General features: G+C 71.2%; 14 protein-coding genes. 8 read left to right on the forward strand and 6 right to left on the reverse strand.

Annotated elements, in window-relative coordinates:
• Positions 1-8: 8 nt before the first annotated feature.
• The 3 genes from murJ to VEA62_RS12430 all read left to right on the forward strand — a co-directional run bounded on the left by murJ (position 9) and on the right by VEA62_RS12430 (position 3,684).
• On the forward strand, positions 9-1,715 hold the full coding sequence (gene murJ, locus VEA62_RS12420) for a murein biosynthesis integral membrane protein MurJ (RefSeq protein ID WP_324822126.1): 1,707 nt from the start codon (positions 9-11) through the stop codon (positions 1,713-1,715).
• A 162-nt stretch (positions 1,716-1,877) separates the two neighbouring features.
• Positions 1,878-2,915, forward strand: coding sequence for a tryptophan--tRNA ligase (gene trpS, locus VEA62_RS12425; RefSeq protein ID WP_324822128.1), 1,038 nt, complete (start codon positions 1,878-1,880; stop codon positions 2,913-2,915).
• 67 nt (positions 2,916-2,982) lie between these two features.
• Complete coding sequence (locus VEA62_RS12430) at positions 2,983-3,684, forward strand: GNAT family N-acetyltransferase (RefSeq protein WP_324822130.1); 702 nt, start codon at positions 2,983-2,985, stop codon at positions 3,682-3,684.
• On the opposite strand, the gene VEA62_RS12435 is transcribed toward VEA62_RS12430, so the two are convergent.
• Both VEA62_RS12435 and VEA62_RS12440 read right to left on the reverse strand, forming a co-directional pair.
• Positions 3,681-5,018, reverse strand: coding sequence for an RsmB/NOP family class I SAM-dependent RNA methyltransferase (locus tag VEA62_RS12435; RefSeq protein ID WP_324822133.1), 1,338 nt, complete (start codon positions 5,016-5,018; stop codon positions 3,681-3,683). The genes VEA62_RS12430 and VEA62_RS12435 overlap by 4 nt on opposite strands.
• Before the next feature lie 62 nt (positions 5,019-5,080).
• The gene (locus tag VEA62_RS12440; protein WP_324822136.1) at positions 5,081-7,066 is read right to left on the reverse strand and encodes a potassium transporter Kup; all 1,986 of its coding nucleotides are present in this window, start codon (positions 7,064-7,066) and stop codon (positions 5,081-5,083) included.
• Between the two features lie 176 nt (positions 7,067-7,242).
• Between VEA62_RS12440 and VEA62_RS12445 the strand changes: the two genes are divergently transcribed.
• On the forward strand, positions 7,243-7,713 hold the full coding sequence (locus VEA62_RS12445) for an Rrf2 family transcriptional regulator (RefSeq protein WP_324822138.1): 471 nt from the start codon (positions 7,243-7,245) through the stop codon (positions 7,711-7,713).
• A gap of 10 nt (positions 7,714-7,723) precedes the next feature.
• Positions 7,724-8,530 (forward strand): SDR family oxidoreductase, encoded by an 807-nt coding sequence (locus VEA62_RS12450; RefSeq protein WP_324822141.1) that lies wholly within the window; start codon positions 7,724-7,726, stop codon positions 8,528-8,530.
• Here VEA62_RS12450 and VEA62_RS12455 read toward each other — a convergent pair.
• The gene (locus VEA62_RS12455) at positions 8,527-9,225 is read right to left on the reverse strand and encodes a MarC family protein (protein ID WP_324822143.1); all 699 of its coding nucleotides are present in this window, start codon (positions 9,223-9,225) and stop codon (positions 8,527-8,529) included. The two genes, VEA62_RS12450 and VEA62_RS12455, sit on opposite strands and share 4 nt — an antisense overlap.
• 103 nt (positions 9,226-9,328) lie before the next feature.
• Here VEA62_RS12455 and pyrF point away from each other — a divergent pair, with 103 nt between their 5' ends.
• Positions 9,329-10,045, forward strand: coding sequence for an orotidine-5'-phosphate decarboxylase (gene pyrF / locus VEA62_RS12460; protein WP_324822169.1), 717 nt, complete (start codon positions 9,329-9,331; stop codon positions 10,043-10,045).
• A 6-nt stretch (positions 10,046-10,051) separates the two neighbouring features.
• Here the strand turns inward: pyrF and VEA62_RS12465 are convergent, their stop codons facing one another.
• The 3 genes from VEA62_RS12465 to VEA62_RS12475 all read right to left on the reverse strand — a co-directional run bounded on the left by VEA62_RS12465 (position 10,052) and on the right by VEA62_RS12475 (position 11,772).
• Positions 10,052-10,837 carry a hypothetical protein gene (locus VEA62_RS12465; RefSeq protein WP_324822146.1) on the reverse strand — a complete coding sequence of 262 codons (786 nt, stop codon included), beginning with the start codon at positions 10,835-10,837 and terminating at the stop codon, positions 10,052-10,054.
• Positions 10,838-10,963: 126 nt separating this feature from the next.
• A complete protein-coding gene (locus VEA62_RS12470) occupies positions 10,964-11,452 on the reverse strand; it encodes a hypothetical protein (RefSeq protein WP_324822149.1) in 489 nt (162 codons plus the stop codon).
• Positions 11,453-11,523: 71 nt separating this feature from the next.
• Positions 11,524-11,772 carry a DUF1674 domain-containing protein gene (locus VEA62_RS12475; RefSeq protein WP_414641897.1) on the reverse strand — a complete coding sequence of 83 codons (249 nt, stop codon included), beginning with the start codon at positions 11,770-11,772 and terminating at the stop codon, positions 11,524-11,526.
• A 98-nt stretch (positions 11,773-11,870) separates the two neighbouring features.
• Here VEA62_RS12475 and htpX point away from each other — a divergent pair, with 98 nt between their 5' ends.
• Together htpX and VEA62_RS12485 are read left to right on the forward strand one after the other, a co-directional pair.
• Complete coding sequence (gene htpX, locus VEA62_RS12480; RefSeq protein ID WP_324822152.1) at positions 11,871-12,821, forward strand: zinc metalloprotease HtpX; 951 nt, start codon at positions 11,871-11,873, stop codon at positions 12,819-12,821.
• A 258-nt stretch (positions 12,822-13,079) separates the two neighbouring features.
• Positions 13,080-13,933: argininosuccinate synthase (locus VEA62_RS12485; RefSeq protein ID WP_324822155.1), on the forward strand; the 854-nt coding region annotated here is incomplete at its 3' end.

A 13,933-nucleotide genomic window follows, 5' to 3' on the forward strand; every position in this document is an offset into this window, starting at 1 on the left:
GCGCTGACATGGCCGACAAGACCCCGCCCGCCCCCGAACCCATGGAGCCCGCACCCGCCGTGCCCTCGGCGTCCGGGACCCAGGATCCCCTCGTGCAGCCGCCGGCGTCGGCGACGACGGCGCGCAAGGGCGGCGGCATGATGCGGTCGTCGGCCATCTTCAGCGGCCTGACCCTGGTCAGCCGCCTGGCCGGTTTCGCCCGCGACGTGGTCATTTCGGCGGCGCTGGGGGCGTCGGCGGGCCCGGCGGCGGACGCCTACAACACGGCCCTGAACTTCCCCAACCTGTTCCGCCGCATCTTCGCCGAGGGGGCCTTCGCCGCCGCCTTCGTCCCGGCCTATGCGCGGACGCTGCAGGTCGAGGGCGAGGAGGTCGCGGACAAGGTCGCCACCGACGCCCTCGCCGCCGTGGCCTTCGCCACCGTCATCCTGACGGTGGCGGCCCAGCTGACGATGCCGTGGCTGATGACCGTCATCAACGTCGGCTTCCTCGACGATCCGGCGCGTTTCAAGCTGGCGGTGATCCTGACCCAGATCACCATGCCCTACCTGCCGTGCATGGCCATCGCGGCCCTGCTGTCGGGCGTGCTCAACGCGCGCGGACGGTTCATCGTCTCCGGCGCCTATCCCATCCTGCTGAACCTGATCATGCTTGCCGCGGTCGTTCCGGCCCAGGGCGACCAGATCGGCGCCGCCTATGCCGCCTCCTGGGCCGTCCTGGCGGCGGGGGTGTCGCAGGCGGGGCTGTGCTGGTGGGCGGCGCGCAAGGCCGGGGCGAACATCCGCCTCGCCCTCCCCAGGCTGACCCCGGCGGTCAAGGCCATCATCATCACCGCCATTCCCGCGGCCATCGGCAATTCGGCGACCCAGATCAACGTCTTCATCTCGGGCAACCTGTCCAGCTTCGTGGCCGGCGGCCGGACCTGGCTGGCCACGGCGGACCGGCTGTACCAGCTGCCGCTCGGCCTCGTCGGGGTGGCCATCGGCATCGCCCTGCTGCCGCGCCTGTCGCGAGCCGTGGCCTCCGAGAACCACGCGCAGCAGCAGGCCTCGATGGACGAGGCCCTGACCCTGTCCATGGCCCTGACCCTGCCGGCGGCGGCGGCGCTGATGGCCATGCCCTATTTCCTGATCGACGCCCTGTTCACGCGCGGCGCCTTCCTCGAGTTCGACGCGGTCAACACGGCCCAGGCCCTGTTCCAGTTCGGCTGGGGCGTGCCGGCCTTCGTGCTGATCCGCATCCTCGCGCCGGCCTTCTTCGCGAGGGGTGACACGCGCACGCCGATGAAATTCGCACTCGTTTCGGTGGTCGTGAACGCCGCCCTCGCCATCGGCCTCTTCAAGCTTGGCCTGGGCGTGTCGGGCATCGCGGCGGCGGTCTCGGGCGCGGCCTGGACCAATGTGCTGCTGCTGGGCGGGGCGTTGTGGCGGCGCGGCCTCTACCGGCCCGGCGTTCCGGCCCTGTCGCGTCTGGTGCGGATCGCGGCGGCGGCGGCGGGCCTGGCCGTGGTGGTGGGGCTCGCGGCGGCCTTCCGCCCGAACCTCGAGGCGCCGGTCGCGGCCGTGCTGGCGGCGCTCGGCACGAGCCACGGGGCCAAGGAGGCGGCGCTGCTGCTGGTCACCGCCGCCGGCGGGCTGGTCTATGTCGCCCTGGCCTTCGCCACCCGCGCCGTCACCGTCGCCGAGGTGCGGAGCCTGGTCCGGCGGGGCCGCTGACCGCACCGGCCGCCTTGCCCTTCCCGCGTCGAGACGATAAGCGCGAGGGCATGGCTCATTCGGGATATCTCCTCGCCGCCCGGCGATGGCGCGGCTGATCGCATCGCACCGTTCCGCGCCCGTCCGCGCGCCTTTTCCCTGCCTTTTCCCGAGACTCCGACCATGACTGACCAGACCCCGGCCCCCTATGCTGGACAGCGCCGCATCCTGTCCGGCATCCAGGCTTCCGGCGCCCTTCACCTGGGCAACTACCTGGGAGCCCTGAAGCGGTTCACCCAGCTGCAGGAGACGGGCGCCCCCTGCTTCCTGTTCGTCGCCGACCTGCACGCCATCACCGTCTGGCAGGACCCGGCCCTGCTGACCGCCCAGACGCGCGAGATCGCTGCGGCCTATCTGGCCTCGGGACTGGACCCGGCCCGCTCGGTGATCTTTCCCCAGTCGGCGGTGCGGGCCCATTCCGAGCTGGCGTGGATCTTCAACTGCGTGGCCCGGCTCGGCTGGCTGGACCGGATGACCCAGTTCAAGGAGAAGTCCGGCAAGCACAAGGAACGCTCCTCGGTCGGCCTCTACACCTATCCGGTGCTGCAGGCGGCCGACATCCTGCTGTACAAGGCGACCGAGGTGCCGACCGGCGAGGACCAGAAGCAGCACCTCGAGCTGACCCGCGACATCGCCGCCAAATTCAACAACGACTTCAACGCGCCGGGCTTCTTCCCCCTGCCCGAGCCCCTGACCCAGGGCCCGGCCCCGCGGGTCATGAGCCTGCGCGACGGGGCGGCCAAGATGTCCAAGTCCGACCCGTCGGATCAGTCGCGCATCAACCTGACCGACGACGCCGACTCGATCGTCGCCAAGATCCGCAAGGCCAAGACCGATCCCGAGCCGCTTCCGGAAACGGTCGAGGGGCTGGACGCGCGGCCCGAGGCGAAGAACCTCGTGACCATCTACGCCGCCCTCGCCGACGAGACCCGCGAACAGGTGCTGCGCGAATGGGGCGGCAAGGGCTTCGGCGCCTTCAAGCCGGCCCTGGCCGAACTGGCCGTCGCCTCGATGGCCCCGGTCACCGCCGAGATGCGCCGCCTGATGGACGACCCGTCGGAAATCGACCGGGTGCTGAAGGACGGCGCCGAACGCGCCACGGCCATCGCCGATCCGGTGGTCGACGAGGTGAAGAAGATCGTCGGCTTCTGGCGCGCCTAGCGCGGGTTCCGGCCGTCACGCTACCCGGGGGGGCTGGCGTCCGCCGCGCGCGGGTTTAGGTAGGGTCATGACCCTGAACCACCCTCTCGATCGCCCCGTCTGGAGCGCGCTCGCGACCCGTCTCGCCCCGGTGTCGATCCGGGCGGAACACGGCGACGGCGCGGCGGTTCGTCTGGACCCCGACATCGGCGTCTTCGCCGCCGCCGCCGATACGTCTTCCGACAGCCGGGCGGCGCTGGACGAGCTCTGCCGCCGCTATCCGGGTGCGGGGCTGGTCGAGCCGGAGGGAACGCTCATCGCGGCGGTCCTGCCTGACCTTCCGGCGGTCTCCCGGGCCGCCTGCGTGCAGATGACCGCCGCCGCCCTGACTCCCGGCGAACCCGGCGACCTCGACGTCCTGACCCTGTCCGACGCCGATGCGGAAGAGATGCTGGCGCTGGCGACCCTGACCCGGCCGGGTCCGTTCCGGAAGGGCACGCTGCGGCTCGGCGGCTTCGTCGGCGTGCGCCGCGAGGGCCGGCTCATCGCCATGGCGGGCGAGCGGATGAAGGTCGACGGCTTCAGCGAACTCAGCGGCGTCTGCACCCATCCCGACTTTCGCGGACAGGGTCTCGCCGGCGCCCTCAGCCGGATCGTCGTCGGCCGCATTCTGGAGCGCGGCGAACAGGCCTTCCTGCACGCCTACGCCGAACACGCGGCGACCATCGCCTTCTACGAAGGCTTGGGATTCCGCGTCCGCAGGCGCGTCACCTACACCGTCCTGCCCTAGGAGGCCCGGTCCAGCCGCGCGATGAAGAAGCCGTCCAGCCCGCCCTTCTCGGCCCACATCGAGGGCAGGACGCGCAGCCAGCCTTCGGGGGTCAGGGCCTCTTCCGGCGCGCCGACCTCGGCGGGAACCGCCGGCGCCGTCCGGAAGGCCGGATTGCGGCGCAGGAAGGCGATCACCTGGGTCTCGCCCTCCTCGCGCTCCAGCGAGCAGACGCAATAGACCAGACGGCCGCCGGGCTTCACCCGTTCGGCGGCGGCGTCGAGCAGCCGGTGCTGGACGTCGGCCAGCTTGGCCACGTCGGCCGGTTTGGTGGCCCGCAGCACCTCCGGGTTGCGCCGGTAGGTGCCGGTCGAGGTGCACGGCGCGTCGAGCAGGACGGCGTCGAAGCTGCGCGGATCGTCCCAGTCTTCCGCCGGGGTGGCCACGACCTCGGCGGTCAGGCCGGTGCGCGCCAGGTTGGCGCGCAGCCGGTCGAGCCGCTTGTCCGAACGGTCTAGCGCCGCCACGGACGCCCCCGCGGCCGCCAGCTGCAGGGTCTTGCCGCCGGGCGCGGCGCAGAAGTCGGCGACCGTCTCGCCCGCCTTCGGAGCCAGCAGGCGCACCGGGATGGCGGCGGCCGCGTCCTGGACCCACCAGATCCCGTCCTCGAATCCGGGCCAGCCGGAGATGTCGCCGCGCCGCCCGGTGCGCACCGTCCCGCCGGGCAGGACTTCGCCGTCCACGGCGTCGGCCACGGCGGCGGGATCGACGCCCGGCTTCAGCGACAGATCGGTGGCCGGCTCCTCGCGGGCGGCGAGGGCGAGGCCGGCCAGGGTCGGCTCGCCATAGTTGGCGCGCCAGCGGGCGGCGAGCCAGTCGGGCAGGTTGGACTCGGCCGTGGTCAGGCCGGGCCCCTCGCGCTCGATGCCGCGCAGCACGGCGTTGACGAGGTTCTTGTAGGGCCGGGTCTTCGGATCGCGCTCGGCCAGTTTCACCGCCGTCGAGACGGCGGCGAAGGCGGGCGTCTCGAGCACCAGGGTCTGGGCCAGCGAGACGCGCAGGATGGTGCGGATCGCCAGCGGCGGGTGCTTTTTCAGCCGGCGGTCGAGGATCTGGTCGATCTCGCCCAGGCGGCGCAGGGCGGCCATGGCCACGGCGCGGGCGAAGGCGCGGTCGGGCCCGGGCAGGTCGGCGACCTCGCGGAACGACAGGGCGGCGTCGAGCCCGCCGCGCCCCTCCAGGGCCGCGTTGAGCAGGACGCCGGCGGCCAGCCGCGCCTCGACGCCGATGTCGGCCGCCTCGTCGCGCGGCAGTTCGACCTTCGGCGGGCGTGGGCCACGGGATTTTTCGGCCATGCGCCGGCCGCGCGCGGCCGAGCTGCGGCCGCCCTGGTTTTTCGCCGACGACGGTTCGCGGCTCAAACCGACACCTGCGTTCCGAGTTCGACCACCCGCCCGGGCGGGATGTGGAAGAAGTCGGTCGGATTGGCCGCGTTGCGCATCAGGAAGATGTAGAGCCGGTCCTGCCACAGCGGCATGCCCTGGTTGGCCGAGGGAATGATCGAGCGGCGGCCGAGGAAGAAGCTGGTCGACATGATGTCGAACTTCAGCCCCTGCTGCTTGCGGCAGACGTTGAGCGCCTTGGGCACATTGGGCCGCTCCATGAAGCCGTAGGAGATGACCAGCTTCTTGAAGTCGTCCGAGATCGGCTCGATGCGCACCCGGTCGGCCTCGGCTACGCGCGGCCGGTCGGTGGTGCGCACGGTCAGGATGACGTTCTTCTCGTGCAGCACCTTGTTGTGCTTGAGATTGTGCATCAGGGCGACCGGGGCGATGTCGGGGTCCGAGGTCAGGAAGATGGCCGTTCCCGGGGCCCGGTGGGGCGGGCGGGCGCGCAGCATCTCGATCAGGTCGGCCAGCGGCAGGCTGTCCTTGCGCGTCTTCTCGGAGATGATCTGGGTGCCGCGCACCCAGGTCCACATGATCAGCACCAGGGCGGCGCCGAGCACCAGCGGGAACCAGGCCCCTTGGGGGATCTTGAGCATGTTCGAGGTCAGGAACACCAGGTCCAGCGCGATCAGCGGGCTGATCGCCGCGAGCGACAGCGGCAGGGACCATTTCCACAGCTTGCGGACGATGAACCAGGCCAGCAGGCTGTCGACGAACATCGAGCCGGTCACCGCGATGCCGTAGGCGGCCGCCAGGTTGGTCGAGGTCTGGAAGGTGACCAGCAGGGCCAGAACGCCCAGCATCAGCATCATGTTGACCGAGGGCACGAAGATCTGCCCGGCCTGGCTTTCGGAGGTGTTGCGGATGTCGATGCGCGGCAGCAGGCCCAGCTGGACCGCCTGCTGGGTGACCGAGAAGGCGCCGGTGATCACCGCCTGCGAGGCGATGACGGTGGCGATGGTGGCCATGACCAGCACCGGCCAGTAGGCGACCTCGGGGACCATCATCCAGAAGGGATTCTCGGCGGCGGCGCGGTTGTCGAGCACCAGGGCGCCCTGGCCGAGATAGTTGAGGGTCAGGCACGGCAGCACGAACCACAGCCAGCCCAGACGGATGGGCGCTTTGCCGAAATGGCCCATGTCGGCGTAGAGCGCCTCGGCCCCCGTGACGGCGAGGAAGACGCTGCCGAGGATGACGAAGCCGAGGAAGCCGTTGTCGAACAGGAACAGCACGCCGTAGTGCGGCGACAGGGCCCGGAAGATCGAGGGGTCGTCGAAGATGTGCCAGATGCCGAGCCCGGCGAGGATCAGGAACCAGATCGCCGTCAGGGGGCCGAAGAAGCGGGCCACGCTGGCCGTGCCGCGCGACTGGATCAGGAACAGGGCGATCAGGATGCCGGCCGCGATCGGCACCACGAAACTGTCGAGCTGGCCGGACAGGCCCGGCGCGTCGCGCAGGCCCTCGACCGCCGACAGCACCGAGACCGCGGGGGTGATGACCCCGTCGCCGTAGAACAGGGCCGCGCCGCAGACGCCGAGCAGGAAGATCAGGCCGGAGCGCCGTCCGACGGCGCGCTGGGCCAGGGCCATCAGGGCCAGGGTGCCGCCCTCGCCCTTGTTGTCGGCCTTCATCAGGAAGACGACGTATTTCAGGGTCACGACGAGGATCAGGGCCCAGAACACCAGCGAAACGACGCCGAGGATGGCCAGCTCCGCCGTGCCGCCGCTGCGGCTGTGATGCAGGGCCTCGCGCATGGCGTAGAGCGGGCTGGTGCCGATGTCGCCGAACACGACGCCGATGGCGCCGATGATCAGGCCCCATTTGCCGGCCTTGACGTGGCCGCCCTCGCCGGCCGCCGCGGGGTGCGGATGGGCCGGGGCGACGGACTTGTCCGGGGAAGAGGGGGAATTCGCGGCGCGCTTGCCGTCTTCACCTTGGGGAGGGGCCCCGACCATGAAGTGCCTCCGGGACGCCGCACGACGCGGTTCCCACCAAACAAGCGGCGAGCCTTTAGGCCCTTTCATCCGGCGGTTCAATCGTACCGCAGGTGCGAAGACCGCGATCGCGCGCGCCGCCCGTCGCCTGCCTGTTTGTGAAAGCGCCGCCGCCGTCCTATCTTGGGGATAACGCCATGTCAGACAGCCAACGATTTCCCGTCGCCGCCCACGCCCTGGCCTATCTGGCCCACAAGGGCGCCTACTCGCCGGCCGAGGCCGCGCCGAGCGCGGTTCTGGCCGCCTCGGTGCCGACCAATCCGGTGGTGGTGCGCCGGGTGACCGCCCTGCTGGCCAAGGCCGGGCTGATCGCCACCCGCCCCGGCGCCTCGGGCGGGGCCTGGCTGCTGCACCGGCCCGAGACCATCACCCTCGACATGGTGCTCAAGGCCGTGAACGGCTGCGCCCACCTCGGCTCGCCGCCCGCCGGGGCCAGGAACTGCCCGGTCAGCACCCACATCCCGCGCCAGGTGGCCAAGGCCCTGACCGCCGCCGACCGCGCCGCGGGCGAGGCCCTGTCGAAGATCACCATCGCCGACCTGCTGGCCGAGGACCCGCCGTCGCTGGCGGCCTTCGCGCCGCACTCGTCCTGCCCGGTCGCCGCCTGAGCCCGGCCGGATGAGGTCGGTCGTCCGCCGGACCGTCCTGATCACCGGCGCCTCGGCCGGCATCGGCGCGGCCCTGGCCCGGGTCTATGCAGAAAAGGGCTGGGACCTGATCCTCACCGCCCGCCGCGAGAGGCCGCTGCGCGCGCTGGCCGAGGAACTGGCCGCGACCGGCGCCGCCGTCGCCGTCATTCCGGAAGACCTCGCCGACCCCGCCGCCCCGCGCCGCCTGTTCGAGGCCGTGAGCGCGCGGGGCCTGACCGTCGACGGCCTGGTCAACAACGCCGGCTTCAGCCGCACGGCGGGGTTTCTGGACACCGATCCCAAGGACCATGCCGCCATGATCCGGGTCATGCTGACGGCCCCGGTCGAGCTGGCGCGGCTGTTCGCCCCGGGCATGGTCGAGCGGGGCCATGGCCGCATCCTCAACGTCGCCTCCCTGGCCGGGCGGATGCCGGCGACCGGCGGCGACACCCTCTACGGCCCGATCAAATCCTTCCTGATCAAGGCCTCCCAAGGCCTGCATCTGGAGCTGCGCGGGACCGGCGTCCACGTCACCGCCCTCTGTCCCGGCTACACCCTGACCGAATTCCACGACGCCAACGGCACAAGGGCGGAGGTCTCGGCCGCCTATCCAGCATGGATGTGGCAGACCGCCGACCATGTGGCCCGCGTCGGCTACGCCGCCTGCGAGGCCAACCGGCCCAGCGTCACCCCGGGCGTCGTCAACAACCTGCTCGCCGGCCTCGCCAAACACCTGCCCGACCGCGTCGCCCTCGCCATGGTCGGCGGCCACGCGAAACGGCTGAAGCGGATCTAGTGCCCGCCCGCCGGATACGGCGTCGTCGCGATCGAGCTGAACATGCCGGGGATGGCCTCGGACAGGCCCGAGAGCATGAACTGGATGGCCAGGGCGCACAGGATCAGGCCCAGCACGCGGACGATGACCGCCATGCCGACGTCGCCCAGCAGGCGGCTGAGCGGCCCGGTCAGGGCGAAACAGACGAAGCTGACGAAGCCGGCCGCCCCGATGGCCGCCAGGGCGGCTATCGTGCCCGCCGCCCCGATCTCCTCGCCCTCGCCCGCGACGATGATGACGGTCGAGATGGCCCCGGGCCCGATCATCAGCGGGATGGCGAAGGGCACGATCAGCCGCTTGAAGCGCCGCCGCGCATAGCCGCGCACGTCCTGGGCGTCGGCCGCGGACTCGACGTCGGCGAACATCTTGAGGAAGTCCTCGCGCACCATGTCGAGGCCGAGCAGCAGCAGCAGTATGCCGCCGGCGATGCGGAAGGCGGCCATGGAGATGCCGAAGAACTGCAGCAGGCCCAGGCCGGTGAACAGGAAGAAGGCCAGAAAGACCACGGCGAACAGGCAGATCAGCGCCGACACCGATATCCGCTGGCGCAGCGAGGCCCCGACCGTCGCCGCCGCGAAGATCGGCAGGTTGCCGATCGGGTCCAGCAGGGCGAACAGGGCCACGAACAGGTTGACGCCCAGATCGACCGCGTCCATGTGCTGACCTCGCCCTGCAATTCACCCGTCGACGGCCATCAAGGCTGACGCCCGCGCGCGCGTCCAGTCCTGATTGAGCCAGAGGAGCGACGCCATGACGCCCGTGCTGACCGACCCCCGGCTGATCGTCGGCCTCGACCTGCCCTCGGTGGAGGCCGCGCGGGCCATGGTGGACCGGATCGGCGCGACGGTGTCGGCCTACAAGATCGGCCTGACCCTGCTGGCCCGGCCCGGCGGCGTCGCCTTCGCCCACGAGCTGAGGGCGCGGGGCAAGATGGTGTTCCAGGACTGGAAGCTGCACGACATCGGCGCCCAGGTGGAAGGGGCGGCGCGGGCCGTGGCCGAGGGCGGCTGCGACCTGCTCACCGTCCACGCCGAACCGCAGGTGATGCGCGGCGCCGTCAGCGGGCGCGACGCGGCGGGGTCGGACACGAAACTGCTGGCGGTGACGGTGCTGACCAGCCTGTCCGACGCCGACCTGACGGAGCTGGGCTACGGCTTCACGGCCGGGGACCTGGTCGAGCGGCGGGTCCGCCAGGCCCTCGACTGCGGCGTCGACGGCGTGGTCTCCAGTCCGCTGGAGGCGGCGCGGGTGCGCCAGATCGCCCGGGAGGCCGGGCGGCCGGACTTCCTGATCGTCACCCCCGGCGTGCGGCCCGAGGGGGCGGACAGGGGCGATCAGCAGCGGGTGGCCACGCCGCGCGCGGCGCTGGAGGCGGGCGCGACCCATCTCGTCGTCGCCCGGCCGGTGATCGCGGCCGACAATCCGCTCTCCGCCGCCTCGGCCATCGTCGAGTCGATCGACGGCGTCTCGACCTAGGCTGGTCTAGCCGCGCTCGCCGGGCTCCTGGCGGTACTCCTGCCGGGGCGGCGTCTCGGGACGCGGGCGCCGGGGCCGGTGCGGCCGCGCCGGCGGCGGGGCCGGAGGCTCGTAGCGCGGCGGCTCGGGCAGATAGGGCGGCGGATAGGGCGCGGGCTCGCGGCAGTCGCAGTCGCGCCGGTCACGGTCGTCGCGACCGTATTCCGAATACTCCTCGTAGGCCCCGTACTCCTCGTAGCTTTCGTAGCGCTCGTACGAGCGCTCCTCATAGCTGTCGTGGCGTTCGCTGTAGCCGTAGCGGCCGCCGCGGTCATAGCCGTGGTCCTCGTAGGCGTAGCGCCCGCCGCACGACGGCGGCCGGCGGTCCTCGCGGCCGTAGCCGGAGACCACATAGCCGAAGGGGGCGCTGGCGCAGGCGAGGACGCGGCGGTCTATGTCGTAATAGACCGGGCCGCCGATATAGCCGTAGCCGCCGATGTCGCCGCCGTAGCCGCCCCCGCCGACATAGACCGTGCCGCCGCCGAAACCGCGCCCGCGGATCGAGCCGACGTCATAGGCGCGGGCGTTGAAGTGGGACGTCGCCGAGGCCTCGGCGAAGGCGCGGGCGCTGGCGTTGACGTTGATGTTCACATTGCGCGAGCCGCCGCCGTGGTTGCAGCACGCAGGGGGCGGGGGTGGCGGCGGCGCGCAGCACGGGCCATGGCCGCCGCCGCGCGGATCGCCGGCGAGGGCGGCGCCGGCCGCGAACAGGACGAAGGCGGCGGCGGCGGTGGAAAGCGTTAACGCGCGCATGAGGCGGACTCCGGAAGCTGGAGCCATCCTAAGTCACTGGAAAGAAAAGAGTTCGGAATGCACCGAGCGGGCGAAAACCGGGCCGTCGCATTCCCCGGCCGGCATCAAAATTAACCCTGCCGCGCCTCAGCGGTCGTAGAGGTAGACGTCGCCGCAGCCGCAATCGCGGTCGTGACGGTCGCGCCGGTCACGGGACCAGCGGCGCGCCGACGGGGGCCTGTCGTCGTTGTATCCCCAGACGTCGCGATAGCCGGGGCGTGGCCGGGGCTCATAGCCGCCATGGCCATAACGCCCGCGTCCGTAGCCGTCGCGGTCCCCGTAGCCGTGGCGGTGATCGTTGTCGCGGCGGGCGTGGCCATAACCCCGGCCATAACCGTAACGCTCGCCGTAGACGGGGGCGGGAACATACACATAGGCCTGATCGGAATAGCCGTCGGCCCAGCGCCCGGTGTTGACGTAGGACCGGGTCTCGACCTCCGACAGCGGCGTGCCGCCGACCACCCGGCCGTACGGGCTGACATAGACCGGCTGGCCCCAGGTCTGGGCCGAGGCCGCGCCGGCGAGGGCGGCGAACGCCAGGGCTGCGGCTGCGGCGGCGGCGAGGGGACGGATCATGGCGGCGAGCTCCTGTGCGACAGGGTTAACGCCGTTCGTCCGCCGGGGTTCTTCGGCCGGCCTCCGCGCCCTCAGAAATCGACCGCGAGGCCCTTCTTCTCCCAGTCGCCATAGCGGGTCGGCTCGGGACCACGCGGGCCGCCGTGTTCCGGCGCCGGCGCCTCCTGGCCGGCCGAGGCGCGACGTTCGGCCGCTTCCAGCAGGGCCCGGCGCGCCGCCTCGCCAAGCGGCCGGTCCGGCGTGGCGTGGGGCACGTCTGCATTGAAGGCGGGTGTTCCGGCTTCGGCGGCGGGGACTTCGGGGGTGGGGTGATCGGTCACAGCGCGGGCGTCTTGAGCCAAAGGACGGGACTCCACAAGTTAGGGCAGGTCGTTTCCCTCGCCAGCCCCCTCGCCAGCTCCACGAGTTTTCGCCGACGATGAACCACCTGAAGACCTTCACCCTGCTGGCCGTCCTGACCGCGCTGTTCGCCGGGCTCGGCTATCTGATCGGCGGCGCGACCGGCATGCTCATCGCCCTGCTGTTCGCCGGCGGCATGAACCTGTTCAGCTACTGGAACGCCGACAAGATCGTGCTGCGCATGTACCGCGCCCAGCCGGTCGACGAGACCCACCCGAACGCCGTGGTGCGCACCTATGTCGCCGACGTGGTGCAGATGGCCCGCGACGCCGGCCTGCCCCGCCCGGCCGTGGCGATCATCCCCAGCGACCAGCCCAACGCCTTCGCCACCGGCCGCAACCCCGAGAACGCCGCCGTCTGCGCCACCACCGGCCTGCTGGACATGCTGACCCGCGACGAAATCCGCGGCGTCATGGCGCACGAACTGGCCCATGTGAAGAACCGCGACACCCTGACCATGACGGTGACCGCCACCGTCGCCGGCGCCATCGCCGCCCTGGCCAATTTCGCCCTCTTCTTCGGCGGCGGCGGGGACGACGAGGAACGGCCCGGTGGAATCATCGGCGCCCTGGCCCTGATGATCCTCGCGCCGATGGCGGCCGGCCTGGTGCAGATGGCCATCAGCCGCACCCGGGAATACGAGGCCGACAGGGTCGGGGCGGAGATCGCCGGCGACCCGGCCTCGCTCGCCGCGGCCCTGCAGAAGATCGAGGGGTATTCGAAGCGGATCGTCAACATGACCGCCGAGCGCAATCCGGCCTCGGGCCAGCTGTTCATCATCAATCCCCTGGCCGGGCGCGGGGCCGACAACCTGTTCTCGACCCACCCGGCGACGGGCAACCGCGTCCGCGCCCTGATGGAGCTGGGGACGAAGATGGGTCTGGCCCCGCGCCGCGCCGCCTTCGCCGGGGCGCCGGTCTCGACCAGCGTGCCCACCACGCCGTCGCACATGCCCGGGCCGTGGGGGTAAGTGATGTCTTCCTTCTCCCGATGGGAGAAGGTGGCGCGCAGCGCCGGATGAGGGTCGGGTCAGTCCGTCGGCGCAAGCCGCCGCCCGGGCCGGAGAGACGGCTTCGCCGACTCCCGCAATTGCCCCTCGCCCTTTCGCGCGACCGATCGCTTCGCTCCCGGGCGCTCAAGCCCTCTCCCATTGGGAGAGGGTTGCGTTAGGCGCGCGTTGGTCCTTTAAGCGCGCGAAATTGCGCCTCCCCCGCCGAAGGACCCCTCCATGACCCTGCCCGCGCCGAAAAAGGTCGTGCTCGCCTACTCCGGCGGGCTGGACACCTCGATCATTCTCAAATGGCTGCAGACCGAATACGGCGCGGAGGTCGTGACCTTCACCGCCGACCTCGGCCAGGGCGAGGAGCTGGCGCCGGCGCGCGAGAAGGCGCTGAAGCTGGGCATCAAGGAAGAGAACATCTTCATCGACGACCTGCGCGAGGAGTTCGTGCGGGACTACGTCTTCCCCATGTTCCGGGCCAACGCCCTGTACGAGGGCCAGTATCTGCTCGGCACCTCGATCGCGCGGCCGCTGATCGCCAAACGCCAGATCGAGATCGCCCGCCAGGTCGGCGCCGACGCCGTCTGTCACGGAGCCACCGGCAAGGGCAACGACCAGGTCCGCTTCGAGCTGGGCTACTATGCGCTGGAGCCCGACATCCGGGTCATCGCCCCGTGGCGCGAATGGGCCTTTCGGTCGCGCGAGCACCTGCTCGACTTCGCCGAAAAGCACCAGATCCCGATCGCCAAGGACAAGCGCGGCGAGGCCCCGTTCAGCGTCGACGCCAACCTTCTGCACTCGTCCAGCGAGGGCAAGGTGCTGGAGGACCCGGCGGTCGAGGCGCCGGAGTTCGTGCATCAGCGGACCATCGCGCCCGAGGACGCGCCGGATACGCCGACCGTCATCACCATCGGCTTCGAAAAGGGCGATCCCGTCTCGATCAATGGCGAGGCGATGAGCCCGGCGACCCTGCTGACCGCCCTCAACCAGTACGGCCACGACAACGGCATCGGCCGCCTCGACCTGGTCGAGAACCGCTTCGTCGGCATGAAGTCGCGCGGCGTCTACGAGACCCCCGGCGG

Source organism: Brevundimonas sp., from assembly GCF_035627475.1.
Taxonomy (GTDB): domain Bacteria; phylum Pseudomonadota; class Alphaproteobacteria; order Caulobacterales; family Caulobacteraceae; genus Brevundimonas.

Coding starts and splice junctions, on each gene's coding strand:
- murJ (WP_324822126.1), top strand. CDS start 9: ATGGCCGACAAGACCCCGCCCGCCCCCGAACCCATGGAGCCCGCACCC.
- trpS (WP_324822128.1), top strand. CDS start 1,878: ATGACTGACCAGACCCCGGCCCCCTATGCTGGACAGCGCCGCATCCTG.
- VEA62_RS12430 (WP_324822130.1), top strand. CDS start 2,983: ATGACCCTGAACCACCCTCTCGATCGCCCCGTCTGGAGCGCGCTCGCG.
- VEA62_RS12435 (WP_324822133.1), bottom strand. CDS start 5,018: ATGGCCGAAAAATCCCGTGGCCCACGCCCGCCGAAGGTCGAACTGCCG.
- VEA62_RS12440 (WP_324822136.1), bottom strand. CDS start 7,066: ATGGTCGGGGCCCCTCCCCAAGGTGAAGACGGCAAGCGCGCCGCGAAT.
- VEA62_RS12445 (WP_324822138.1), top strand. CDS start 7,243: ATGTCAGACAGCCAACGATTTCCCGTCGCCGCCCACGCCCTGGCCTAT.
- VEA62_RS12450 (WP_324822141.1), top strand. CDS start 7,724: ATGAGGTCGGTCGTCCGCCGGACCGTCCTGATCACCGGCGCCTCGGCC.
- VEA62_RS12455 (WP_324822143.1), bottom strand. CDS start 9,225: ATGGACGCGGTCGATCTGGGCGTCAACCTGTTCGTGGCCCTGTTCGCC.
- VEA62_RS12465 (WP_324822146.1), bottom strand. CDS start 10,837: ATGCGCGCGTTAACGCTTTCCACCGCCGCCGCCGCCTTCGTCCTGTTC.
- VEA62_RS12470 (WP_324822149.1), bottom strand. CDS start 11,452: ATGATCCGTCCCCTCGCCGCCGCCGCAGCCGCAGCCCTGGCGTTCGCC.
- htpX (WP_324822152.1), top strand. CDS start 11,871: ATGAACCACCTGAAGACCTTCACCCTGCTGGCCGTCCTGACCGCGCTG.